Source organism: Verrucosispora sp. SN26_14.1 (assembly GCF_004307965.1).
GTDB lineage: Bacteria > Actinomycetota > Actinomycetes > Mycobacteriales > Micromonosporaceae > Micromonospora.
Genome location: NZ_SISL01000338.1, coordinates 1 through 6,467, shown reverse-complemented (window position 1 = coordinate 6,467; position 6,467 = coordinate 1). Strand labels below are relative to the sequence as shown.

Sequence of the window (6,467 nt, the reverse complement as noted above, 5' to 3'; positions counted from 1 at the left end):
CCGCGAGCGCGGCGGCGACCCCGCCCAGTCCGCCGCCGACGATGAGGACGTCCGCACGCATCTGTGCCACTTGCTTCCTTCCAGTCGCGCGGGCCGCCTATCGGCGGTCGACCGCCGGTTCGGGGGCGCCGAGGGTGTCGCCCTCGACGAACTCGCAGGGGAGGAGTCGTTGCTGGACGCCGTCGGCGCTGCCGTCGATGACCCCGGTCAGCACCTCGACCGACTGCCGGCCCATCTCCTCGCGCGGGATGTGGAACCCGGTGAACGCGGTGTCGGTGGGCACCGGCACCGTCGGGTCGCCGAGCGTCAGGATCGACAGGTCACCGGGTACGCGCAGCCCGCGTCGGCGGGCGGCGGACTCCAGGGCGACGGCGGTGGCGAAGTCCTCGACGAAGACGACCGTGCTGCCGTCCCCGGCGAGGTCGTCCAGGACGGCGTCGGCGTCGCGGGTCGGGTCGGCCAGGCGGCGGGCTGACTCGGCGGCCGGTGCGGCGGCGTCGAACCCGTGCCAGCGGTCGGCCGAGGACTCGGCGGTGGCGTCCACGCCCAGGTAGGCCAGGCGCCGGTGGCCGCGTCCCAGGGCCAGTTCGACGAGCTGCCGCACCGCCGCGGCGTAGTCGGCGCCGACGTAGGGGACCGGTCCACCCGCGTCGTCGCGGCGACCCACCGCCACGTACGGGTATCCGTCGCGGTTGAGCCGGAGCAGCTCGGCGGCGTCGATCTCGCGTCCGAGCAGGATGCACCCGTCGGCCAGGCGGAGCCGGTTGTCGCGGTGGAAGATCCGTCGACGCCCGTCGACCACGGGTGCGCTGGTGAACAGCAGCAGGTCGCAGCCGACCCGTTCGGCGTACTCCTCGATGCCGAGCAGGAAGGGGTGGAAGAAGTCCCGGCTGCCGCTGGGGAACGCCGGCTCGTAGGTGAAGACGCCGATGATCCGGTTGAACCGGGACGCGAGCCGACGGGCGACCGGGTCGGCGGCGTACCCGGTCTCGGCGATCACCCGCAGCACCCGGTCCCGGGTCTCGGGGGCGATGCGCACCTCCGCGTCGGCGCGGTTGTTGAGCACCAGCGACACGGTTGCCTGGCTGACGCCGGCCATCCGTGCGATGTCACGTTGTGTGACGCGTCGGGGTGCAGGGGGCACGGGGGAGTCCTTCCACTGCCGCTAATGCGTATTAGCGTTCGGGCTGGGAAGGAGCTTCGCGGCTGAACCCGATCGATGTCAAGAGGGTGACGGCAGATTTCCGTCTGATGAACTCCCTGAACTAATGCGGATTAGCGAGCGTCCTCGGCGGACCTGTGAACGAGGCGCGGCGCCCCACCCGCCCGACGGGGCACCCTCGCCGTCGGCTCTTGACAGCGCCGCCCCGGAGTCGCAGTATTCAAGAACTCGACGGCGCTAATACGTATTACCGCAACGCCTGAACGCCCCGGCGCTCCCCGCTGTCCACGGAGAGCTGCACGGAGCGTGACTGGTGCTGCGGACGCGGCCGGGTGCCCGGCGGCGGGTCGTCTCAGACCCGGCCGCTGACCAGGTACTGCATCTGGTGCTCGTGGTTCGGTGCCACGCCGTACCGGTGGTCCAGCTCGTAGATCGACGTCAGCGGGACGGCCGTGACGTCCGTCAGGCCCGACTCCTCCAGCACCGCCACGGTCTTGTCGATGGAGGTCGCGGTGGCCAGCGGCAGCTCCGCCTGCACCTGGCTGTCGTAGTGGCCGGTGAAGTTCTCCGAGGCGTTGTCGAGGCCGTGCGGGAACCAGGTGCTGTCCACCACCGCGACCGTGCCGCCGGGGCGCAGCAGGCGGATCCAGTTGGCCACGGCCCTCTGCGGCTCGCGTAGCGTCCACATCAGGTATCGGCTGGTGACGGCGTCGAAGCTGGCGGCCGGGAAGTCCGGCGCCACGGCGTCGCCGAGCCGGATGACCGGGCCGTCGGTGACGGTCGCGGCGTGCCGGCGGGCCTCGGCGAGCATGCCCTCGGCCAGGTCGATGCCGGTGACGCGGTGCCCGAGACCGGCCAGGACCATGGCGACCTGGCCGGTGCCGGTGCCGACGTCGAGCACGTCCAGCGGTGCGGCCGGCAGGGCCTGCGCCCAGATCTGCGCCCAGGCCCGCTGGTCGTCGGCGAGCCGGTCGGGGCGCTGCTGGTACTCGTCGTACTCGGGTGCGCGGCCGGTCCAGTAGGCGTTGATGCGTTCCTGCGTGGTCATGCCGCAGTCCTCTCGTCGGTGCTCTCATGGATCGGGTGGAACAGCAGGTGGACGGTGCCGTCGAGGTCCAGGCGCCGGATGCCGATGCCGTAGACGGGCTCCAGGACGGCGGGGTCGAGGACCTCGTCGACGGTGCCGGCGGCGGCGACCCCGCCCGCGCCGAGCAGCACCAGGTCGTCGCAGTAGCGGGCGGCCAGGTTGAGATCGTGCAGCACGACGACCGAGCAGGTGTCCAGCGTGCGGACCAGGTGCAGGATCTCGTGCTGGTAGCGGATGTCGAGGTGGTTGGTGGGCTCGTCGAGCAGCAGGTGGGTGGCCTGCTGGGCGAGCGCGCGGGCGATCAGCACCCGCTGCCGCTCACCGCCGGAGAGCTGGACGAACGCCCGCCCGCTCAGGTGCGTGGCACCGACCCGGCTCAGGCAGCGGGCGGCGATCTCGTGGTCGGCCCGACCGGTCCGCTGGAACGTCGACAGGTGCGGCCCCCGGCCGAGCAGCACCAGCTCCGCCACGGTCAGGGCGGTCTCCCCGCCGCTCTCCTGCACGACCACGGCCAGCCGCCGCGCGGCCTCCCGGGCGGGCAGGGCGACCAACGCGTCGCCGTCCACCACGACCTGCCCGGTCCGGCTGCGCAGGGCGCCGTAGAGCAACCGCAGCAGCGTGGTCTTGCCGCTGCCGTTGGGCCCGATCAGGCCGAGGACCCGACCCGGCCGGGCGGTCACGCTGACCCCGTCGATGACCGGATTCGCGCCGTAGCGCCACGTGACGTCGGTGGCCTCGATCACGAGCCGTTCCCGAAGCGCTGCACGATCCGCTCCAGACCGTCGATGGACAACGGCGTCGGCGGCTCGGTGAAGTTGAACAACTGGGTCATGACCTGGCCGTTGCGGACCGCGTTGAGCTGCTGCGCGCCCGGCAGCCCGGTGAGCCCCTGCTCGACCGCGCGGGGGTCGCCGTCGCCGTAGAGCAGGATCAGCACGTCCGGGTTGCGGCCGAGCAGTTCCTCGACGGTGACCTCGAAGACCCGCTCCTTGACGTCGCCGAAGACGTTGCGGAAACCGGCGGCCGTCAACTGCGGGTGGGCCATGCTGCCGGTGCCGTACGCGTACGTGGTGCCGCCGCCGACGGTCGGATAGAGCACCGCCGCGGTGCGTCCGGACCCGCTGCCCGCCTCGGCCTGGACCTTCGTCATCCGGTCCTGGAGCGCGGTGACCGCAGTCGACGCCTCGGTCTGGCGGCCGAACACCCGGCCGTACGTCTCCATCTGCCGGTAGATGTCGTCGAAACTCGGCACGGCGGTGCTGTCCGGGCACATCGCCGGCTCCTCCAGCAGCGGGATGTCCACCGCCGCGAGGGTGTCGCGGGAGAGGTTGTCGACCTCGCCGAGGACCAGGTCGGGCTCCTGGCTGATCACCACCTCCTTGGAGATCTGGAGGTGGCCGCTGGTGTCGGTCTTGTCGGTCAGCAACGGGATGCGGTCCAGCTCGCCCTGGGTCGCCGCGTCGTAGTACTCCTTCGGGTACTGCCCCGCCCGCGCGGTGACCCGGTCCAGCACGCCGAGCGCGTGCAGGTACGGCACGGCGGCGCTCTTGAGCAGCACGATCCGCTGCGGAGGGGCGTCGAAGGTGACGTCCACGCCGCAGTTGGTCACGGTGACCGGGTAGCCGGGGGCGGCGTCGGTCGGTCCGTCGGTGCCGCCGCCGCACCCGGCGACGAGCAGCACGCACGCGGAGGCGGCGGCGGTGGCGAGGCGGCGTGCCTTCAACATCGGTTCTCCTTGACGGACGGGCGTTCAGGCGCCGGAGGCGTGCAGACGGCGGATCAGGACCAGCAGGAAGGGGGCACCGAGCAGGGAGGTGATGATGCCGATCGGGATCTCCTGCGGTGCCAGCAGCACCCGGGCCAGCACGTCGGCCCAGACCAGGAGGATCGCCCCGAGCAGCGCGGCCACCGGCACCACCCGGACGTGCGGTGCGCCGACGATGCGGCGGGCCAGGTGCGGCACGACCAGGCCGACGAAACCGATGCTGCCGGCGGCGGAGACCAGGATGCCGACGCTGAGCGAGACCAGCACGAGCAGCCGGAGGCGGAACCGGTCCGGCGAGACGCCCAGGGTGTGCGCGGTCTCGTCGCCGATGGCCAGCACGTCGAGCCGCCGTCCGACGACGGTCAGGTATCCGATGGTGCCGATCAGCACCACGGCGGCGATCAGCAGCAGGGCGTTCCAGCGGGCCAGGCCCAGCGACCCGAGGAGCCAGAACATCACCGACCGGGCACCCTCGGCGGATCCGGAGGCGAAGATCAGGAAGCTGGTGGTGGCGTACAGCGCGTACCCGACGGCGACGCCGGCCAGCAGCAGCCGGATGGAGGTGACCCGGCCGCCGCTGCGCGCGATCAGGAAGACCAGCAGCGAGGCGCCGAGCGCGCCGACGAACGCGCTGGTGGAGAGCGCGTACTGGCCGAAGCCGGCGCCGGCGCCGAAGAGGATCGCGGCGGCCGCGCCGCTGGAGGCGCCGGAGTTGATCCCCAGCAGGTACGGGTCGGCGAGCACGTTGCGGACCATGGCCTGCAAGGCCACGCCGCAGACCGCCAGCCCGGCGCCGACCAGCATGCCGAGCAGGACCCGGGGCAGTCGGACCTGCCAGACGATCGCCTGCTGCGGTCCGGTCCAGCTCACCTCGCCCGGCACGCCGACGAGCTGGTGCCCGATGATCCGGGCCACCGTGAGCGGCGGGATGCCGATCGCCCCGGCCCCGACCGCGACCAGGCCGGTCAGGACCAGGCCGAGGGTCAGCGCGAGCAGCCAGAGGCCGGTCCGGCGGCGCTGCGCCGCCACACCGAGCACGTCCGTCGGGCTCGTCGGCAGGGTGGTGACGCTCACCGCTCTCCCACGCAAAGTCGTTGTTCTTGCCAAGTCTTTGCAAAAAGCTAACACCAAGATCACGCCAGCGGAAGCCGGATGAGTCGTTGTTCACGCTCCGCTCGACCCCGTGTCGCCGTGCGGACATCACACCCGCGCGCCGGTCGTCACGCGTGATCCGGACGCTAGGATCCGAGACGGTACTGGTTCGCCCCGGCCGTCCGGTCGAGGCGTCGTAAGAGGGAACCCGGTGTGAGTCCGGGACTGCCCCGCAGCGGTGAGTGGGAACGACCGCCGTCACACGCACTGGACGCCCTGTCGGGTCCGGGAAGCGACGGCCAGTAGGAGACCGGCCCAGCCGGTCGCGCCCACGAGTCCGAAGACCTGCCCGTGCCGCGTGCGCAGCCGCGCACGCCGCCGTCGGCCTCGCGGGAGGGCCCGGGCGAGGTCGGTCGTCGCACCGTGCCCTCCCCAGCCTTCCCCGGAGCCGTACCGCCGGACCTCGAGGGAAGGGAACCCTGGCGACATGACCACTCCGTTCGGAACGAGCACCGTGCTCGGCTATCCGCGCATCGGCCCGCGCCGTGAACTCAAGACCGCGGTCGAGGGCTACTGGGCCGGCCGCATCGACGAGCCGACCCTGCGGGCCACCGCCGCGCAGGTACGCGAGGAGACCTGGCGTACGTTGCACGACGCCGGCCTGTCCGCCGTACCGTCCAACACGTTCTCGCTCTACGACCACGTGCTCGACGCGGCCGTCACGGTCGACGCCGTACCCGACCGGTTCCGCCGGCTCGGCCTCGGTGAGCTGGACACCTACTTCGCCATGGCACGCGGCACCGCCCAGGAGCCGCCGCTGGAGATGACGAAGTGGTTCGACACCAACTACCACTACCTGGTGCCCGAGATCGGCCCGGACACCGCCTTCGCCGCCCGGGCCGACACGCCCCTGACCGAGTACGGGCGGGCGCGGGCGCTCGGCATCACCACCCGTCCGGTGCTGGTCGGCCCGGCCACCCTGCTGCTGCTCGCCAAGCCCACCGCCGACGCGCCGGACGGGTTCCGCCCGTTCGACCGGCTGGACGACCTCGTCGACGTCTACGCCGACCTGCTGACCGCGCTCGCCGACGTCGGTGTGCCGTGGGTGCAGCTCGACGAACCGGCGTACGTCGGCGACCGGTCCGACGCCGAGATCCGCGCCCTCAGCGCCGCCTACGCCCGCCTCGGCGCGCTGACCCACCGGCCCCGCCTGTTCGTCGCCGCCTACTTCGGCGAACTCGGCGACGCGCTGCCCGCCTTGCTGGACACGCCGATCGAGGCGATCGGGTTGGACCTGGTCGCCGGACCGGGTGACCTGGACCGGCTCGCCGGCCACGGCGCGCTGCCGGGCCGGACCGTGG

At 72.3% G+C, this 6,467-nt stretch carries 5 protein-coding genes, 1 pseudogene and 1 riboswitch; of the genes and pseudogenes, 1 reads left to right on the top strand and 5 read right to left on the bottom strand.

What is annotated here, in order from left to right; translation table 11 throughout:
* Positions 1-97: 97 nt before the first annotated feature.
* The 5 genes from EYA84_RS23720 to EYA84_RS23700 all read right to left on the bottom strand — a co-directional run bounded on the left by EYA84_RS23720 (position 98) and on the right by EYA84_RS23700 (position 5,088).
* On the bottom strand, positions 98-1,144 hold the full coding sequence (locus EYA84_RS23720; RefSeq protein ID WP_131055470.1) for a LacI family DNA-binding transcriptional regulator: 1,047 nt from the start codon (positions 1,142-1,144) through the stop codon (positions 98-100).
* A 370-nt stretch (positions 1,145-1,514) separates the two neighbouring features.
* Positions 1,515-2,210: a class I SAM-dependent methyltransferase gene (locus EYA84_RS23715; protein WP_131055468.1), complete on the bottom strand. Its 696-nt coding sequence runs from the start codon at positions 2,208-2,210 to the stop codon at positions 1,515-1,517.
* Positions 2,207-2,992 (bottom strand): ABC transporter ATP-binding protein, encoded by a 786-nt coding sequence (locus tag EYA84_RS23710; RefSeq protein WP_131055466.1) that lies wholly within the window; start codon positions 2,990-2,992, stop codon positions 2,207-2,209. The genes EYA84_RS23715 and EYA84_RS23710 overlap by 4 nt, the downstream gene beginning before the upstream one ends.
* Positions 2,989-3,975 (bottom strand): ABC transporter substrate-binding protein, encoded by a 987-nt coding sequence (locus EYA84_RS23705; RefSeq protein ID WP_131055464.1) that lies wholly within the window; start codon positions 3,973-3,975, stop codon positions 2,989-2,991. Before EYA84_RS23705 ends, EYA84_RS23710 begins: the two co-directional genes overlap by 4 nt.
* 24 nt (positions 3,976-3,999) lie before the next feature.
* Entirely contained in the window at positions 4,000-5,088 is a 1,089-nt protein-coding gene (locus tag EYA84_RS23700) for an iron ABC transporter permease (RefSeq protein WP_176094494.1), read from the bottom strand.
* A 166-nt stretch (positions 5,089-5,254) separates the two neighbouring features.
* A riboswitch (cobalamin riboswitch) is annotated at positions 5,255-5,474 on the top strand.
* Positions 5,475-5,593: 119 nt separating this feature from the next.
* On the opposite strand from EYA84_RS23700, the pseudogene EYA84_RS23695 reads away from it, so the two are divergent.
* A pseudogene (locus tag EYA84_RS23695) lies at positions 5,594-6,467 on the top strand (5-methyltetrahydropteroyltriglutamate--homocysteine S-methyltransferase); the annotation flags it as partial.

Coding starts and splice junctions, on each gene's coding strand:
- EYA84_RS23715 (WP_131055468.1), bottom strand. CDS start 2,210: ATGACCACGCAGGAACGCATCAACGCCTACTGGACCGGCCGCGCACCC.
- EYA84_RS23705 (WP_131055464.1), bottom strand. CDS start 3,975: ATGTTGAAGGCACGCCGCCTCGCCACCGCCGCCGCCTCCGCGTGCGTG.